Origin of the sequence: Candidatus Methanoperedens sp. BLZ2 (genome assembly GCF_002487355.1) — an archaeon.
In the GTDB taxonomy this organism is placed as follows: domain Archaea; phylum Halobacteriota; class Methanosarcinia; order Methanosarcinales; family Methanoperedenaceae; genus Methanoperedens.
Map to the genome: position 1 here is coordinate 1 of NZ_NTMG01000062.1, position 17,321 is coordinate 17,321.

General features: G+C 38.2%; 19 protein-coding genes. 14 read left to right on the top strand and 5 right to left on the bottom strand.

Features of this window, described 5'->3' with window-relative positions:
- A partial coding sequence (locus tag CL181_RS11345; RefSeq protein WP_141398887.1) for a TrlF family AAA-like ATPase occupies window positions 1-2,406 on the top strand: 2,406 nt, incomplete at its 5' end.
- Window positions 2,407-2,562: 156 nt separating this feature from the next.
- On the opposite strand, the gene CL181_RS11350 is transcribed toward CL181_RS11345, so the two are convergent.
- Together CL181_RS11350 and CL181_RS20925 are read right to left on the bottom strand one after the other, a co-directional pair.
- Window positions 2,563-3,690, bottom strand: coding sequence for an APC family permease (locus tag CL181_RS11350; protein WP_255251550.1), 1,128 nt, complete (start codon window positions 3,688-3,690; stop codon window positions 2,563-2,565).
- Entirely contained in the window at window positions 3,591-3,995 is a 405-nt protein-coding gene (locus tag CL181_RS20925) for an APC family permease (RefSeq protein WP_217993161.1), read from the bottom strand. The genes CL181_RS11350 and CL181_RS20925 overlap by 100 nt, the downstream gene beginning before the upstream one ends.
- 326 nt (window positions 3,996-4,321) lie before the next feature.
- On the opposite strand from CL181_RS20925, the gene CL181_RS11355 reads away from it, so the two are divergent.
- The 11 genes from CL181_RS11355 (at window position 4,322) to CL181_RS11405 (ending at window position 13,415) form a co-directional block, all read left to right on the top strand.
- Entirely contained in the window at window positions 4,322-4,534 is a 213-nt protein-coding gene (locus tag CL181_RS11355; RefSeq protein ID WP_097299426.1) for a hypothetical protein, read from the top strand.
- Window positions 4,535-4,536: 2 nt separating this feature from the next.
- A complete protein-coding gene (locus CL181_RS11360) occupies window positions 4,537-5,016 on the top strand; it encodes a PIN domain-containing protein (protein ID WP_097299427.1) in 480 nt (159 codons plus the stop codon).
- Between the two features lie 160 nt (window positions 5,017-5,176).
- Window positions 5,177-5,518 (top strand): hypothetical protein, encoded by a 342-nt coding sequence (locus CL181_RS11365; RefSeq protein WP_097299428.1) that lies wholly within the window; start codon window positions 5,177-5,179, stop codon window positions 5,516-5,518.
- A 113-nt stretch (window positions 5,519-5,631) separates the two neighbouring features.
- Window positions 5,632-7,557, top strand: coding sequence for an excinuclease ABC subunit UvrB (uvrB, locus tag CL181_RS11370; RefSeq protein ID WP_097299429.1), 1,926 nt, complete (start codon window positions 5,632-5,634; stop codon window positions 7,555-7,557).
- A gap of 69 nt (window positions 7,558-7,626) precedes the next feature.
- Window positions 7,627-9,015 (top strand): AAA family ATPase, encoded by a 1,389-nt coding sequence (locus tag CL181_RS11375; protein WP_097299430.1) that lies wholly within the window; start codon window positions 7,627-7,629, stop codon window positions 9,013-9,015.
- 5 nt (window positions 9,016-9,020) lie between these two features.
- Window positions 9,021-9,296 (top strand): hypothetical protein, encoded by a 276-nt coding sequence (locus tag CL181_RS11380; protein WP_097299431.1) that lies wholly within the window; start codon window positions 9,021-9,023, stop codon window positions 9,294-9,296.
- Window positions 9,293-9,520, top strand: a complete 228-nt coding sequence (locus CL181_RS11385) for a hypothetical protein (RefSeq protein ID WP_097299432.1) — start codon at window positions 9,293-9,295, stop codon at window positions 9,518-9,520. The genes CL181_RS11380 and CL181_RS11385 overlap by 4 nt, the downstream gene beginning before the upstream one ends.
- A gap of 211 nt (window positions 9,521-9,731) precedes the next feature.
- Entirely contained in the window at window positions 9,732-10,394 is a 663-nt protein-coding gene (locus tag CL181_RS11390; RefSeq protein WP_097299433.1) for a TetR/AcrR family transcriptional regulator, read from the top strand.
- Complete coding sequence (locus CL181_RS11395; RefSeq protein WP_097299434.1) at window positions 10,391-11,590, top strand: COG1361 S-layer family protein; 1,200 nt, start codon at window positions 10,391-10,393, stop codon at window positions 11,588-11,590. The genes CL181_RS11390 and CL181_RS11395 overlap by 4 nt, the downstream gene beginning before the upstream one ends.
- A gap of 2 nt (window positions 11,591-11,592) precedes the next feature.
- The gene (locus tag CL181_RS11400) at window positions 11,593-12,762 is read left to right on the top strand and encodes an FtsX-like permease family protein (protein WP_097299435.1); all 1,170 of its coding nucleotides are present in this window, start codon (window positions 11,593-11,595) and stop codon (window positions 12,760-12,762) included.
- Window positions 12,750-13,415, top strand: coding sequence for an ABC transporter ATP-binding protein (locus CL181_RS11405; protein ID WP_097299436.1), 666 nt, complete (start codon window positions 12,750-12,752; stop codon window positions 13,413-13,415). The genes CL181_RS11400 and CL181_RS11405 overlap by 13 nt, the downstream gene beginning before the upstream one ends.
- Before the next feature lie 316 nt (window positions 13,416-13,731).
- Here the strand turns inward: CL181_RS11405 and CL181_RS11410 are convergent, their stop codons facing one another.
- Both CL181_RS11410 and CL181_RS11415 read right to left on the bottom strand, forming a co-directional pair.
- Window positions 13,732-14,301, bottom strand: coding sequence for a hypothetical protein (locus CL181_RS11410; RefSeq protein WP_097299437.1), 570 nt, complete (start codon window positions 14,299-14,301; stop codon window positions 13,732-13,734).
- A gap of 11 nt (window positions 14,302-14,312) precedes the next feature.
- Window positions 14,313-14,807: a hypothetical protein gene (locus tag CL181_RS11415; protein ID WP_097299438.1), complete on the bottom strand. Its 495-nt coding sequence runs from the start codon at window positions 14,805-14,807 to the stop codon at window positions 14,313-14,315.
- A gap of 173 nt (window positions 14,808-14,980) precedes the next feature.
- Here CL181_RS11415 and CL181_RS11420 point away from each other — a divergent pair, with 173 nt between their 5' ends.
- Entirely contained in the window at window positions 14,981-15,595 is a 615-nt protein-coding gene (locus tag CL181_RS11420; protein ID WP_097299535.1) for an ABC transporter ATP-binding protein, read from the top strand.
- 427 nt (window positions 15,596-16,022) lie between these two features.
- Here the strand turns inward: CL181_RS11420 and CL181_RS11430 are convergent, their stop codons facing one another.
- Window positions 16,023-16,313 carry a hypothetical protein gene (locus CL181_RS11430; protein ID WP_097299440.1) on the bottom strand — a complete coding sequence of 97 codons (291 nt, stop codon included), beginning with the start codon at window positions 16,311-16,313 and terminating at the stop codon, window positions 16,023-16,025.
- Between the two features lie 791 nt (window positions 16,314-17,104).
- On the opposite strand from CL181_RS11430, the gene CL181_RS11440 reads away from it, so the two are divergent.
- Window positions 17,105-17,257 (top strand): DUF1059 domain-containing protein, encoded by a 153-nt coding sequence (locus CL181_RS11440; protein ID WP_097299442.1) that lies wholly within the window; start codon window positions 17,105-17,107, stop codon window positions 17,255-17,257.
- The last annotated feature ends 64 nt before the right edge of the window (window positions 17,258-17,321 follow it).

Below are 17,321 nucleotides of genomic sequence, written 5' to 3' on the forward strand. Positions count from 1 at the left end.
TTACTACATTATTTCTCTATGTCATTGTTTTTCTACTTTTCGGATAGGTACTTAGTGCATCTCCATAAAAAATTAGATGAACTTGCTTATTGTCGTGGACACTATATTATTTTACCTCATGTCGGAAAAGATGGGCAGGATTCAATTTTGCGACGAGGTTTTCAAGAACATTACAGAAAAATGCCTTGCGTTGGTGGCTATGTTGACAAAGCTATTTCACCTGAATCGGGTTATCAAAATAAAATCAATGGTGGTGATGTTCATTATGGAAACAAATCCATTGCTGTTATTTCAACATCTGATAATCGTTTTGAAGATGGCAGAGAATTCGGACAACATTCAACATGGATTAAGTGGGCAGAACCAACAGCAGAAGCAATACGACAAGCTTGTTTGGCGAAAGAATCCAGAATTTCACAGACAGAACCTGAATTACCTCAAATTTATATTAAATCAATTGATGTTACAACTTCCAAATTTTTAGGAACATTCAATATAGATTTCAACAAACAATATAATGCTCTAATAGGCGGAAGAGGAACCGGAAAATCAACAATACTGGAATATTTGAGATGGGGATTATGTGACCAAACAATTCAGAATGCTGATTACGATGAGCTAACTGTTATTGAAAAAAGAAGGAATGCATTAATTCAAAAAACTTTGGTTGATGTAAATGGAGAAGTAAGAATAACAATGGAGAAGAATGGAATTCTTCACGTTGTAAAGCGCAATTCTGGGCGAGAAATACTTTTGAAAATCGGAGAAGATGAATTTCAGCAGGTGAAAGAAGAAGATATTCGTAAGTTACTTCCAATTCAATCATATAGTCAAAAGCAGCTAAGTGATGTTGGTGTAAAGACAGAGGAATTGAAACGATTTATTGAACAACCTATTCTTAGCCAATTAGATACATTGAAATTTCAACTTAGTGAAACTGGGACAAAACTTAAAAATTCATATAATCAGTTGATAAGAAAAAAAGAAATTGAACAGGAGATTAAAAACTTCAATCTTCAATTCCAGTCATTAAATACACAAGTTGACAATATCAGAAAATCTCTGAAAGGAATTTCAGATGCTGACAAAGAGACCATTAATAAAAAATCAAAATATGAAATAGAACAAACCATAATAAACAATTCTATAAAAGAATTAAGTGTGGTTGAAAATAAAGCAGATGAGCTTCTTAAACTTCTTGAATTATATCCTGAACCATTAAGAAAAGTTGATGAAACTGAAAACAAACAATTAATTCAAAATATTTCGGCAGAAGTTGAAGCAAAATTTGTTGAGATAAAGACAGCAGCAACAACATTAAAAAACATTTTTAGTGCTGAATATTTGAATAAATTCAATGCAATGTTGGATGAATGGAGATTGAAAAAAGAATCTTTTGAGGCTGCTTATGATATTGCAAAAAGCAAGTCTCAATCAAGCAAACAACAGCTTCATGAAATTCAGCAAATTGAAAAGGAAATAAGTGGAATTAATAAAGAAGTTTCAGACAAAAAATCACTTATTAAAGAAATTGGAAATTTTGAAAATGACTTTAATATTCAAAAGCAGAATTGGTTAAAATTTCATACAGATAAGGTTTTGTTATTAAATGAACAAGCAAAACAGTTTACACAATTATCAAATAATTTGATAAAAGCCGAAGTAACAAAGAGCATTAATTTCCAACCTTTCAAAACGCAACTAAAAAATATTTTTGAAGGAACAAGAATTAGAGAAGAAAAAATTGATGCAATAATTGAGCATATCAAACAATCAAACGAACCAATTAAAGAATACATTTCAGTTTTAGAGGAATTTAGATTGTTAGTCGAACTAAAAGTTTCAGATGATAAAACATTGAAAATTCCTGAAACTCCAATTCTGACATCTTGTAAATTTACCGAAGAACAGAAATCAAAACTATGTAGTAAAATTTCAACAGATGATTGGTTGAGGTTATCTACAAATGAGTTAGAATTTAATCCTGAATTTTATTACAAAACCAATAATAAACTTGGTGATGTTATTCCATTTGCGGCAGCATCGGCAGGACAACAAGCAACAGCACTTTTGACAGTTTTATTAAATCAGTCCGGAATTCCGCTTCTTATTGACCAGCCTGAAGATGATATTGACAACAGAGCAATTGACCAAATAATAAAAAACATTTGGGATGCAAAAAAGAAAAGGCAATTAGTGTTTACAAGTCATAATGCAAATCTTGTTGTTAATGGAGATGCTGAATTAGTAATTTGCTGTGATTACAAAGATTCAACAAGTCAAACAAGAGGAATATTAAAAGAAGAAGGTGCAATTGATAAGAAAACGGTCAGAAATGAAATCACTTCCGTAATGGAAGGAGGAGAGAAAGCATTCCGACTGAGAAAGGACAAATATGGATTTTAGAAGCCGCATCCGTACATCCTGTGCTCCGGCGAAAAGAGGGCGGGCTTAAGAAAATGAAACATGAAGAGGTACATATTTCTTAGAGCTTGTCTGAATATTTGATCATTGTTTGAAAACCTGAATTTGTGACAACCGCCTATTAGATACCATCAAACGCTAAATTGCCCTGACTCTTCGATAGGTTTTACGCAACAACCGTATAAAATTTGCTAAGAACCGCTCTTTCCTTTCCATTCTCCTTATAAAAATATTTTCTTCAGAAATAAACAACTCTTTTAGATGGAGGATATCTGTTTTTGGTGAAAAAAACACATACAGAAGGATACCGAAGAATATTAACGCCAAACCAACAACCTTATCGAACATAGATGTGGAATAAAGGAGATATAGACATACGCCGATACCAATCCAGGGCAAAATATTTTGCCCATATAAACCTTTTTCTGTACGTTTTTTTAGTATGATCAGGGCAAGACAGGTTAACAGGTATGAAAATGCAAGATTAAAAACAGAAAATGAGATCAATCCACGTAATCCGGAAAAAATGGACAACGTAAATGCAATTATCCCATGGATCAATAATGCCATATATGGTGTGCCAAAGCTTGTGTGGATTTTAGAAAATATTCCGGGAAATAAGCCATCAATAGACATTGCATACGATAATCGTGCGGTGGTGAGGATATTTGCTTCATCAGATCCTGATACTGATAATAAAGCCCCTATAGCCATAATTAAGGCTCCAACCGTCCCAAAAATTACTAATGCAACATCAACCAGGGGAGTTGAAGTCGTTGCTAAAGCAGACCATTTAATTGTCCCATAAATAACAAAATTAGTAAAAAGATAAAATGCTGTGACAATCATCATACCGGTTGCTATCGCTTTTGGTATTGTTCTTTTTGGATCTTTAACTTCACTTGCAGGCAGTGTGCCCAGTTCAAATCCGGCATATGCCCAGAATATCAACACCAGGGCAGCCCCGAAATTATTCAAACCCAGCGGGGCTAATGGTGTATAATTTGTAACAAGAGTTTCTGGATTAAATACGAAAAAGAAAATCCCCCCGAAGATCAATAAAATTAGCGGGATCAGTTTAATGACAGTCAAAACGTCGTTGACTTTTCCTGCAGCTTTAACTCCAATTATATTTATAAAAGTTAAAGCAAATACGAACAATCCTTTTACGAGAATTTGTTGAACAGAATCCAGGGGAAAAAATATTGCAGGTATTGTACAAAAGCTATAGCAAAAACCGGTAATGCAAGGATTTCTGCAACCCACATACTCCAGCCGGTAAGGAAACCAAAAAAATCATCAAAAGCATAAGAAACAAAAGCGAAAGGACCTCCCACCTTCGGAATGTAATAACTACAGTAAGCAAAAACCAATGCTAATATTGTGGCCATTATACCTGGAATAATCCAGACGATTATTGAAAAAGGTCCGATCATTCCTGCTGTCAATGCAGAAGCTATATAAATGTCAGCCCCAACAATCGAACCCACAATAATATTGGTTAAATCGAAGAAAGTCAAATCTTCCCTGAACTTATCTTTAACTTGTTCAGTATTTTTATTTGAGCTCAAGATCCTGCCACGCCGTTTTATGATGAATATTTTATGATAAATACTATGTAATAAAGAAGTATAAAATGTTATTGACCCAAGTTTCAAAGAATATACAGAAATCAACAGGTAGAGCCTGACAAACAAAACCTAAGAAAGGGCTATATTCAAAAAATACAATAAGTAAATTTATATATTGGTGATCCCCGAGTTATTCTGTTCCAGTGTCCGAGGATGGATATGCGGCGCTGCTTTCAGATGGTGATCTGAAGGCTGTAGAGGACAGCGTCATGAAGCAGAAATGATACTGGAATATTCTTATATACAAATAGATAATATGAAATATTATGAATTTGGAAGTTGTCGAGAAAAGGCTTCTTGGAATGGATAATGAAATCCATATGCTATTACAATATATTTATAAGCAGAAAAAGCGGGATGTACAAGCCGAGATCAAGGAATATGAAAATCTAAAGAAAACAATCTCAAAGCACTTAAAAGAGCCGATTGATCCAACTGCCGAAATAAGAATAATGAGAGAAAAGAAATATCTGATATAGTAATGAAAGTCACAATCGATAGTGATGTTCTTGTTTATGCTTTTATAGAACCAACTAAAAAGATATACAAAGATAATTATGACGAATTTAAAGTCCTGCATACCAAGGCAGACAATATATTCAAAGATGTAATCAATGGTGATTACGAATTGATAATTCCCTCAACAGTTTTGGTAGAAGTTGCTATCGTTATGAGCAGGGCAGTAGGAAGTAGAATTGCTAAAGATGTTTATGAAAGTATTAAGAAAAATGCTTCTTTGATATTATATTTGAATGAGAACTTTACGGAATATTGTATGGAAAAAGGTGTAGAAACACATTTAAGTGGATTTGATACTGTTGTTTTTGCATGCGCTTATCGTGAAAATTCTATTCTCATAACAGGCGACAGACGTTTTTTTCATAACGTACGGGAACATCATCCTGAATTAAAAGTGCATTTTCTACGGGAAATGAATATAGATGATATAAGACAGCAATGAATGATCTGAAATGCCTATCGGATATTTGTTTGCAGTAAGGATTCTTGATAGTTTCTGCCAGAGGTTATTCTGCCCGATACCATAAATATGACACTGACAGAGGCAAGGAAGTTTGTCGAAGAGCTTGGACGTGAACTACGAGTAATGGTTGTGAAAAGTTATGAAAATAAGAATAATCTGTGAAAAAGAAATTGATGCAGAAATAAATGAAATCTTAGGCAATGCTGAAAAAGGTATTATAAAGGACGATAACACCCTCTTGCTGACACCACATCAGGCAGCAGGATTATTCACACCCAGAAGGCTTGAAATGCTTCATCATATCGCAAAAAATCCTCATATCAATGTAAGTGAAATTGCAGAAATTTTGCATAGGGATTGGAAATCTGTATTAAGGGATTTAAAATACCTGGAAGGTTTTGGATTAGTAGAACTTGTTAAAGAAGGAAGACACAGGATGGTAGACATGGTTTCCACAGAACAGGTAATGGCGTTCACATAGCCAGAAAATATAAGAAAGCACTTTTACCGTACTTTATGCATAACTGAAAAAAAAATAAATGAACAGGATTCCCTTTATTATCAATTGAATAAATCTAAACTAAAGGGATAACATTGACATTTAAACTCACATCAGTATTTGAACCAAAAGGCGACCAGGTAAAAGCCATCGAGAAGCTGACCATGGGTCTTAATCAGGACATGAAACACCAGACACTTCTTGGTGTGACAGGTTCCGGGAAAACCTTCACTGTCGCCAATGTTATCCAGAATACCCGGCGCCCGACTCTTGTCATTTCGCACAACAAGACCCTTGCAGCACAGCTTTATTCCGAATTCAAGGCTTTTTTCCCCGAAAATGCAGTTGAGTACTTTGTAAGCTACTATGATTACTACCAGCCTGAAGCCTATATCCCCCAGACTGATACCTATATTGAAAAAGACGCTTCCATAAACGAGGAGATTAACAGGATGCGCCTTTCTGCAACACGGTCACTGTTCGAGCGGCGGGATGTTATTGTTGTAGCAAGCGTCTCCTGCATTTATGGCATCGGGTCGCCGCAGGAATGGCGTGATATGTCCATTCTTCTTCGAAAAGGAGATGAAGCGCCGCGAAAGGTAATACTTTCAAGGTTTGTGGATATGCAATATGAACGAAATGACCTTGATTTCAGTACAGGGAAATTCCGGGCGCGCGGTGATACGATCGAAATATTTCCTTCTTATGCATCAACCGGAATCAGGATCGAACTTTTCGGTGATGAGATTGAACGCATCTCGGAATTTGACCCGCTGACAGGAAAAACTATTCTGGAAAAAGATGCCCTGGTCATCTATCCTGCCAAGCATTTTGTTATGCCGCAGGAAAAGATCGATCTTGCTATTGAATCAATAGAGGAAGAACTCAAAGGAAGATTACAGGAACTAAAGCGAACTGGAAAAATACTGGAAGCGGCGCGCCTTGAACAGCGCACAAAATTCGATATTGAGATGATGCATGAGATCGGGTACTGCCAGGGAATAGAAAATTACAGCCGCCACATGGACGGCCGAAGAGCGGGTGAGCCCGCATATACGCTTATGGATTATTTCCCGAAGGACTTTTTGATAGTGATCGATGAATCGCATGTTACCATTCCGCAAATACGCGGTATGCAGGCAGGAGACCATGCGCGAAAAGAATCTCTGGTGAATTACGGTTTCAGGCTGCCGTCAGCATACGATAACCGCCCTCTCACGTTCGATGAATTCAGCGAAAGGGTGAACCAGACTCTGTATATTTCGGCAACGCCTGCTGATTATGAGGTTGCCATGAGCGCACAGGTCGTAGAGCAGATCATCCGCCCCACAGGGCTTGTTGATCCTGAGATCATAGTAAAACCCATAACAGGACAGATTGATGACCTGATCGGGGAGATCCGCGCAAAGACCGCAAAAAAATTCAGGGTTCTTGTTACAACTCTTACAAAAAGAATGGCAGAAGACCTTACAGAATATCTTCTTGGAGCCGGGATCAAAGCAAGATACATGCATTCTGAGATAGAGACGCTGGAGAGAATCGAGATAATCAGGGGGCTGCGTCTTGGTGAATTCGATGTACTCGTAGGGATCAACCTCCTTCGTGAAGGACTTGACCTGCCTGAAGTCGCGCTTGTTGCTATCCTCGATGCTGATAAGGAAGGTTTCCTGCGTTCTGACCGCTCTCTTTTGCAGACAATAGGAAGGACTTCAAGAAATGTTGAGGGGAAAGTGGTGATGTATGCAGACAGGATGACTGGTTCGATGCAAAGGGCGATAGATGAGACAAACAGAAGGCGAACCATGCAGATAGAATATAATAAAGAGCATAACATCACGCCGCAGACTATACAAAAGGCTGTTGAACCGCGTGCGGTAACCGAGGAGGCGCCGCCCAGAGAGGAGATTTTCAATTATATTGTGGAGCTTGAAGCTGAAATGCATCGGGCTGCCAGGAGCCAGGAGTTTGAGAAGGCTGCAAAGATAAGGGACAGGATAGCGAAGCTGAGGAAGGAGATGTGAATTTGTATCGATGTTTTATTATTTGAGGTTACAAAAATTTAAATAGTATGCTCTTTAAATAATGCTTTGATGGTGAAAGCGTCTCTAAAAAAGGTTTTTATTAAGAATTTCAAAAGCCTTCATGATTGTGAAATCGATATTGGGAAGATGAATGTAGTTGTGGGGGCTAATGCTTCAGGGAAATCGAATTTGATTGAAGCATTCAGGTTATTGAAAAAGATATATGTTGATAAAGATCCTTTTCCATTTTTAGAGTGGTGGGGTTATAACAATGTAGTATGGCAAAGAAAGGAAGAGCTGCCTATAATTATGGGGCTGCTTTTTGATATTGAAGAGTATGATGTCTATTTTGAGACTAGCTTTACTGGAACTGGGGGAAAATTCCAGATTTTTAAAGAAGTATTGGATATAAGAGGTTTTCTTAAATTTGAGAAAGAAGGTGAATGGCTAACGATTAAGCATGATGTAAAAGCTTCAGAATATTTTATGAACAATCTTAATAAATATGAAACTTCCAAAGGGGCTAAAATCAAATTGAAAAAGATAAAAGGCTCTTTTACAGAAGGAACAAAATTAAGAGTGGGCTCAGAGCTAAGACTTTTTGAATATGCATCCAGAAAACTTTCTTGGACAGGTGATATTTTTACAGACAAAAATACCTCACACAGTCTTATGTTATCTGTCTTTAAGGTTCCTAAAGAGAGTATTATTACGGGAGAAAGGTCTGAGGAAATTACAATTTTATGTCCTGCTATAGAATGTGAAGAAGAATTGGGATTCAAAGAAGGAACCATTTTGCTTTTCAATGCGCTTTATACAATTGCAGCTAATATAATCTCCTTAACTTTCGATAAGCAATTAATTTTATATCCGCTCAATATCCGTCTAATGAAAGTACCCCAACAATTCAGAAGGGAAGAAACAATAAAAGAAGATGGAACCAATCTAGCAAGCGTATATCACACAATTTATCTTAAAGAAGGTAAAGTACCAGAAGAAATTTACAATCCACTTTCATTAGTTTTTCCAAAAATAGATGTGCGCCCGCATATTACTGACGATGGCAGGGTTATGATAAAATTCTTTGAGAACGGGTTTGACCTTTTACCACCTAATACCTCCGATGGAATTTATAAGATTTTGACTGTTCTTATAGCGATTTACCTAAAACCGCCTCTACTCATAATCGATGAAATTGAGAATTCCCTGCATCCTGAAACCTTGGAACTTATTCTAGATACAATAAAAGCAAGCGATATCCAGGCAATAATAACAACACACTCGCCAGTTGTAGTTGATATGACCGAGCCTGATGATATGATCCTTGTAGAAAAAGAACGGGGAGAATCGAGATTCAAGAGAATTAAAGATCCAGATAAAATAAGAGATTTCTTAAAGGAAAAGGGTATAACGTTTAGTACAGGCTGGCTTTATGGAGAGATATCTCACATCGAATAAAAAACATGAAAATAAAACTAATAGTCGAAGATTCCTGGGGTGTTCCTTTTTTTCCAATTGTAATTGAAAGACTTAAAACGGAGAATCTCGTAAATAAAAATTTAATAATTCAAAAACCAAAACATTTACCAGCTGATTGTAATGGAAAGCTGGATGAAATTTTGAAAATGGTTGATAAGGATAACACATGTGACCTGATCATAATAGTTCTTGATGCTGATGGCCCTCAGAATTCATATAGATATGAAAAAGGGCAAAGGGCCATATACCGAATAATATGACAACGCCTGTTAAAATTATACTTGCAGAATATGAGATCGAAGAGTGGATATGCATCAGCAAAGATCTAAATTGGAAGCACTCAAAACCTTCTGATGCGCTAAAAAAGAAAGATGGATATATAAAAAGTCGTCTTCCAAAGTATGCCGCTGAATTGGATTTTGATGTGCTTTCGAATAAATGCAAATCGTTTAAAGCTTTTCTTGCTGCATTAAATCCAAAGTAAAATCCACTTTCAATGCGATCGCGACATACGAGTCATATCTCGATCCCGAACTGCCTTAACTTTCGTAATTTGTGGAATCTTTTCCTTCAGTGCTCCTTCCAGACTCGAACAGTTCCTTTCCCTTCTGATATCATTCAAGGAGTGCTTCCTGCCATCCGTAATCTATAAATAATATGAAAAATAATGTTTATTAAATTAACAATGTTTAGTTATGGGAATAAAAGAAAGAAAAGAAACTGAAAAATCTGAAATGAAAGAACTTATTCTAAAGACAGCAATGAAGTTGTTCCTGGATAAGGGGTTCAATAACATAACCATAAGAAATATTGCAGAAAAAATTGAATACAGCCCGGCGACTATTTATCTATACTTCAAAAATAAAGATGAAATTCTTTACACTCTCCGGGGAGAAGGATTTGAAAAGCTATACGAATGGCAGAAAACTTCACTCAATACAAATGATCCCCTTAAACGTCTGCTCAAACATGGGGAGGCATATATTTCATTTGCCCTTGAAAATCCTGAATATTATGACCTGATGTTTATGATGAGAGGTCCTGTAAAAAATATAAAGGAGACGAATTTCTGTGACATCGGTCTAAAGTCATATGAATTGCTCAAGAATAATGTGAAAGAATGTATGACACAGGGATTGTTCCCCCGGATGGACGTGGATATAGTCGCATTCTCATTATGGTCTTATGTCCATGGAATCGCATCATTAATAATTCGCAGTAGAGGCATTATATTCCCTGAGGAACAGGTAAATGATATGATTAAAGGATCTCTTGATTTTATGCTGAAGGTAAATTATGATAAAAATTGGGATACATACAATAAATCAATGAATCAGAAACCGGAGTTAAACATATGAGAAAATATATAATTACATTATTTTTAATATTAGCATTTGTCATAAACGTACAGGCTGATCCTTTCAATGTAACAACTGTGCTTTCTGCTCCTCACCTGACGCCTGGTGACAGGAACATCGGGCTTGAATTCACGATACAAAATGATCAGGATACTTCCCTTAGTAATGTCAAAACATATCTTTTTTTAAGATATCCATTTTCTGCATCCTACTCTCCGAATAACAAGCTCGGTGAAATAAATAACCCCGGATATCTTATCAGCGCAGGAGGATCAGGAGATGAATACACACCTTATTTTGACCTGATGCCGCACATGTCTCGAAAAACATTTTTCAAGATAGATATTGACCGGGACGCAAAATATGGGGTTTATGATCTACCCTATACAATTTTTTATGATAATAAGGAATATAACGGCAAGATCACACTAACGATCAAAGGGGAGACACTGATAGAGATAAAAAATGTATCGGTAGCATCAAACAATAGCCAGGTCGAGCCAGGGGAAGTTTTTAAAATACAAATCTCTCTTGAAAATGTGGGCGATAACGAAATTAAATGGTTAAAAATCAGCCTGAACCCGGAAGATAAAGCCCTTATCCCCCTCTCTTCGGATTCGGAACTGATCTTTAAAGATATGCCTCAGGGGTCACAGAAAAATTCAGAAATATGGTTTTCCCTGGAAAAGGACGCAGCTATCAAAAATTATCCTATCGATCTTGAGCTTAAGTATCTTGACGAAAGGGGCATAGAGTATAACGAGAGCAAACTTGTTGGCATAATTGCCTCAGGAAGAGCAAATATGGACATCGCCAAAAAGATCACAGAACCTGCAAGATTAATGGAGAACCAGCCTTTTACCCTTAATATAAAGATCGAAAATACAGGCACAGGAGATGCAAAAGGAGTTATGGCACGTCTTGAATCCGCACTCTCCGGGGATAATCTTGCTTATCTTGGGGAGATAAAAAAGGATGATTATTCAAATGCGCTCTTTACACTGGATGCTGATAGCAGCGGTAAACAAAACGGTGTTTTGCATATAACCTTTGAAGATGACTTTGGAAAACATGAGATACAAAAAGACATGATCATTGTTGTGAATCCAGCAGAAAGCCAAAACCTCCTGCCGATATTAATTGGAATAATAGCAATAGCTGCTATAATATTTTACCTGGTAAAAAGGAAACACTGACCATGAAAGCCTGGCTGTTCCTTGCCATAAAGGATATGTCAAAAAGAAGGCGTGAAACACTGATGGTCATCCTGGCCATAACGATAGGGGTCGTTGGACCGCTTTTTACGACAGCGTTGAATAACGGGATGCAGGATGCTTTTGTAGGGAATACTGTTAATGTTTACACAGGGCATTTGCAGATCCAGCCAAATACTGGCGATAGCTTTATTCCAAAATCAGAAAGCGTGCTTTCGAAGGTCACAGGGATAAAAGGCATTGTAGGTGCTGCTCCCCGGATTACAGGCAGTATAGATCTCGAATCAAGATCTGAAAAAATCGGAATTGCAATATTCGGGATAAAACCATCACTTGAAGAAAAAGCCTCCACACTTTCAAAAACATTGGAGAGGGGAGAATTCCTTGATGATAAGGATAAAAATGAACTGCTGATTGGCACCTCTCTTGCAGAAGTAATGAAAGTGGATGTTGGTGATACTGTTATTCTCACATATCAGGATAGAAAACCCGTCGAATTCAGGGTAAAAGGTATCATCAGTACAGGTACATTTGAACTTGACAGGTATGCCATAATATCAACATACAGTACCGTAAAGGAACTCATCGAAAAAGATGAAGCCAGCAATATCATTATTCGGCTTGAGAATCCTGAAGAATCCACAAAATATAAATTAATTCTCCAGAAAGAGACCACACTTCCTAATGTCAAGACCTGGCAGGAACTTTCAGCAGGAATGGCAGGAATGATCGAGACATTTGGGGCAATATCCTCGATGACATCAGGCATTTCCATATTTGTTGCCGCGATCGCAATCAGCCTTATAATTTACACGACCGTAAAAAACAAGATCCGTGAAATTGGTGTCCTTAAAGCAATAGGCGCAAGAGGCGAAATGATTTTGAAGATATATCTTGCGCAGGCTTTATTCATAGGTATCATCGGGACAGTGCTTGGTACCTTGATAGGTTTATTCCTGATAAACGGAATGCAGCAGAATCCGCTTATCATGACGCCTGAGTACGGTATGAAACTCATAATCATGCCCCGGATATCATTAGGTTCAATAATGGCAGCCGATCTATCAATACTTCTCACATGCATTATCGGAGGGATATATCCCGCAATTATCGCCTCAAGGACAAATATTATTAAAGCAATATGGAGCGGATAGGTTTGATCGAGATCAATAACCTTAAGAAAATATATTATATGGGCAAAATTGAGGTTCATGCTCTCAGGGGGATAGACCTTGTGATCGAAAAGGGTGAATTCGTTGCGCTTATGGGTCCATCAGGTAGCGGAAAGTCAACGCTTTTAAATATGATCGGCCTTCTTGATACTCCAACATCGGGGGGAATCGTTATCGATGGGATCGAGGTGTCTTCTCTTGATGATAATGAGAGAGCTGATTTTCGGCTCAGGAAAATGGGGTTTGTTTTCCAGTTCTTCAGCTTGCTTAAGGAACTGAATTCGCTTGAAAATGTTGCACTCCCGATGATAATGGATGATCGAAAATATACCAGAGCAAGTTCACTTCTGGAGCTTGTGGGAATAGGTGACAGGGCTGCGCATTATCCAAGTGAGCTTTCGGGTGGGCAGCAGCAGCGCATAGCAATTGCCCGGGCACTTGCGAATGAGCCTGCAATCCTTCTTGCGGATGAACCGACGGCAAATCTTGATACAGAGTCCTCAAACCAGATAGTCGGACTATTTCGCGAATTGAACGAAAAAGGACAGACTATTGTCATGGTGACGCATGAACCTGAACTTGGCGAGAGAGCAGACAGGATAATCAGGATAAAGGATGGGAGAGTGGTTTCGTGAATGACGGGAAATGCCGGAGTTGCAAAGTATCTCTACGACATTAGCGACCTTCTGGAACTAAAAGGGGAGAAGTATATTCAAATTAAGGGCCTATGCAAAGGCAGCATGAGCTATTGAAGGATTAACGGAGGACATTGAAAATATCGCTTCAGAGAACAAATTGGAAGATATTCCAGATGTTGGGGAATCGATTGTCTGAAAAATAGCGAGGATTGTACTGAGAATGGCACCTGGATAGCTAACGTTCTCAGCCTTACGAACAAATATGAATGATTAAAAAGTAAAAGAGCTTTTTTAACATAAGCTCTTATTCCATTTACCTTGGGATATATACTGGTTTATGTATTTCGCCATTTATGTTCAGATCAACCAGAATTACATTCGGCTCTACAGATAACTTATCGAGGTCGATCACGGATGCCTTGGCTGTAACATAGTAAACTTTCGAGAACCATTCAGGTTTTTCACCTAATTCTTCGACATTTACCGCAACTGCTGTAGCATCTTTTCTAACCTCGCTTTGAAACGTCTCTGAGGCAGCTCCACTGATATCCATAAGCATTAGAGAGTATTTAGTTTTAAGTCTTTCAAGCTCACTTGGGCTGATGTCATTAAAGTTGATGGTTGCCCATACTATTGTCTTAGGATTTTTTTGTGCAGAATTCTTAAGGTCTGCTCCTCTCTCTGCTTTATATGCTTCGAACTGAGATGTGCCATATGTTGGTGGTTTAATGAAGATAACAGGCTTGCCATCTGTTCCCGTCACAGTCTCTACAAAAACATTATTTTTGCCTAATCTTATAGAATCTGACGAGATAGCATACCCTGTTCCGATTAATAAACCAATTATTAAAGATATTAGGATAACTTTAGTTATTTTATTCATAATTTTGCTCCTTATACTGTCAAGCCAATGTTATCAAGTACGATATAATTGTAATCGCTCACACTGCTATCATATGCATAAAATCTCACTTGCATATTATAGGGATTACCTGTAGTACCTACACCTTTTACCTGGACCTCTGTCTCGTAATTACTATTTGGAACTATGGAAGACCAAGTGTAACCATAATTTATCCACCCATTATATTTTGCAAGCGTATCTATCGTTCCTCCAGGAAGATTAGTCCAAGCAGATAAATAAGATGCATAGCCGGTACTCCATTTCATCTGAAAGTATGGCGGATATTGGTTGTTATGAGAATTACTCGGTGTTGTAGACCATTTTACATCGTCCCATGCAGTGTCTGTTAATCCATAACCTCTATTATCTATATTACCAGGCAGATGAGAACTTGGGGCATCGACAGGTGTTGCAGAAGCAACAGATGCAGCTACAAAACTCACCAGTAGAACTGATATGATGCATGTAGCTAACTTCTTTTTCATTTTAACCTCCTAATTATTACTATGATAATCAACATACTATATATATTAAATGGTTCCTAATAACGATGACGATTTGATTAGAAAATATCAAGCTGCGATTTCTTTTTTATCACTGCACTTGCCTACTTCGGGATATTTTGATCGAGATCGATAACCTTAAGAAGATATATTATATGGGCAAAATTGAGGTTCATGCTCTAAGGGGAATTGATATTAAGATCGAAAAAGGTGAATTCGTTGCGCTTATGGGTCCATCAGGCAGCGGGAAATCAACGCTTTTAAATATGATTGGCCTTCTTGATACTCCAACATCGGGGGGAATCGTTATCGATGGGATCGAGGTGTCTTCTCTTGATGATAATGAGAGAGCTGATTTTCGGCTCAGGAAAATGGGGTTTGTTTTCCAGTTCTTCAGCTTGCTTAAGGAATTGAATTCACTTGAAAATGTTGCACTCCCGATGATAATGGATGATCGAAAATATACCAGAGCAAGTTCACTTCTGGAGCTTGTGGGAATAGGTGACAGGGCGGCGCATTATCCAAGTGAGCTTTCGGGTGGGCAGCAGCAGCGCATAGCAATTGCCCGGACACTTGCGAATGAGCCTGCAATCCTTCTTGCGGATGAACCGACGGCAAATCTTGATACGGAATCCTCAAACCAGATAGTCGGGCTATTTCGCGAATTGAACGAAAAAGGACAGACTATTGTCATGGTGACGCATGAACCTGAACTTGGAGAGAAAGCAGACAGGATAATACGGATAAAGGATGGGAGAGTGGTTTCGTGAATGACAAGAAATGTGGATGTGACAAGGCGGGGCTGGCTTGAAAAAAGGATTTGATGAATACAAGGTCAGCGAAAGACTTGACTTTCGTGGGGTCAAGGGGCTAGAGTAAAGAAGAGGTCTTAACAACCTCCCCCTCCTCATCAAACTGCACGTACAGATTCCCCGTATGCAGCTTTCGTTTGGCTTTTCCCTTTGCAGGAGATGTGTTCATTCAGCAACGAAGAAAGTGAAACCAGCCCCATTTTTCTCAATTCAGGCTCAGGAAGCGTGTATAAAATAGTGTTCCAGTTACGCTTTTTAGCTTTAAAGCTCCTCAAGCGTCCCCTTATATAACTATCTAATTCACCGAACAATGTCTTTACTGTACCATCTTTGAAATAGTTCCCTCAACCCCTTGAACTTCTTCTTTGCCTTATCCCTGGGACTTCTATAGCGTCCATTGAAATGGAAGCATCTCCTTTGCTCGTATGAGTGCATCCTGCGCATCTGATTCAAACTTGCAGAAAATAACGATGTCATCGGCGTATCTGATATTTCCTCCCTGTGGAGTACCTTCTATACTCTCCTCGAATTCGCCATCGTTCATTATTCCACTTTTAAGGACAGATTCTTCTCGCGCAAGATAGCGTTTTATTGCCATTTTGACAGTGCTTACTTTTCTGGCGTTTTCTTTGAATCCGATTGATGTTATCGTGCTGTTCACCTCTACTCTTTCCAAATCTGGAACCCCTTTGCTGGGTCAGGTTTTGTCCTCTTACAGTCGCCTCCTGTACCCTGCGGCACAGGTTCTATATGTTCTTGGCCTGACCTTCATTGCTACTATGAGTTCGTCGGACTTCTCATAACGCATTGCTTGGTTTTCCCATTAGGTTATGCCTATACTACCTGTTCTCTCTTGGTGGAATCCAGTGACCCAGAAACTTGTAGGGTCTGTATCCATCTTCGAGGAGGACGTTATGAGACCTTCCTCGGTCACACAAGATAGCGTTCTCAGCCATCCTTACCGTAACCACCCCAGCGTTCACTTACTGCTCAAGCTTCCATTATTACAACGATGTACCTCTTGTATTTGAATTATTACGAAATTATAATAAAGTTTACCAGGTAAACGTCTCTCAGGCCGAAGGGAAATATTATCTTGGAATTGTTCATGAAGTTCCTGAAAAACCATATGTTGACAAGAGATCATTGTAAAAAAGGAAGTAATCACTGGAAGAGACTCAACCGGGTAAAAAACAAGCTTACCCGGAAATGCAGTAATCAGATAATGCGGGAACTTAATTGATAGGGATAGGAATAGTTCTATCAATATCATGTTGCGGTTTCTATCACAGAACTCGTAGGAAACCCCAGCCCGAAAGGGCGGGGTAGTTCACGTAATGTACCTGAGGGTTCCAACAACAATTTTATTTGACTGCTCAGTTCCAGGTGAAAGATGTCAGCTATTGCAATCCTTACACAAGGTTTATTAATTCCCAGACCAAAGTTTGTTTGTGGAGGTGAGTAACTATGGTTAAGGAAATAAGCTGCAAAAGATGTAATTTTATGATCAGGAGCGAGAACGATGATGAGTTAGTTTCGTTCGTGCAACAGCATAACAAGAAAATGCATAACTGGGATACGTCAAAAGAAGAACTACTCAGAGCTGCAAAAGAGGTGTAGGCAATCCCGGTTCATAATTTCCTGAGTAAGGGTTCTTACTATTATATAAACTCAATATAATAAA

Coding starts and splice junctions, on each gene's coding strand:
- CL181_RS11355 (WP_097299426.1), top strand. CDS start 4,322: ATGAATTTGGAAGTTGTCGAGAAAAGGCTTCTTGGAATGGATAATGAA.
- CL181_RS11375 (WP_097299430.1), top strand. CDS start 7,627: ATGGTGAAAGCGTCTCTAAAAAAGGTTTTTATTAAGAATTTCAAAAGC.
- CL181_RS11365 (WP_097299428.1), top strand. CDS start 5,177: ATGAAAATAAGAATAATCTGTGAAAAAGAAATTGATGCAGAAATAAAT.
- CL181_RS11390 (WP_097299433.1), top strand. CDS start 9,732: ATGGGAATAAAAGAAAGAAAAGAAACTGAAAAATCTGAAATGAAAGAA.
- CL181_RS11360 (WP_097299427.1), top strand. CDS start 4,537: ATGAAAGTCACAATCGATAGTGATGTTCTTGTTTATGCTTTTATAGAA.
- CL181_RS11385 (WP_097299432.1), top strand. CDS start 9,293: ATGACAACGCCTGTTAAAATTATACTTGCAGAATATGAGATCGAAGAG.
- CL181_RS11420 (WP_097299535.1), top strand. CDS start 14,981: ATGGGCAAAATTGAGGTTCATGCTCTAAGGGGAATTGATATTAAGATC.
- CL181_RS11405 (WP_097299436.1), top strand. CDS start 12,750: ATGGAGCGGATAGGTTTGATCGAGATCAATAACCTTAAGAAAATATAT.
- CL181_RS11415 (WP_097299438.1), bottom strand. CDS start 14,807: ATGAAAAAGAAGTTAGCTACATGCATCATATCAGTTCTACTGGTGAGT.
- CL181_RS11440 (WP_097299442.1), top strand. CDS start 17,105: ATGGTTAAGGAAATAAGCTGCAAAAGATGTAATTTTATGATCAGGAGC.
- CL181_RS11400 (WP_097299435.1), top strand. CDS start 11,593: ATGAAAGCCTGGCTGTTCCTTGCCATAAAGGATATGTCAAAAAGAAGG.
- CL181_RS11380 (WP_097299431.1), top strand. CDS start 9,021: ATGAAAATAAAACTAATAGTCGAAGATTCCTGGGGTGTTCCTTTTTTT.
- CL181_RS11410 (WP_097299437.1), bottom strand. CDS start 14,301: ATGAATAAAATAACTAAAGTTATCCTAATATCTTTAATAATTGGTTTA.
- CL181_RS11395 (WP_097299434.1), top strand. CDS start 10,391: ATGAGAAAATATATAATTACATTATTTTTAATATTAGCATTTGTCATA.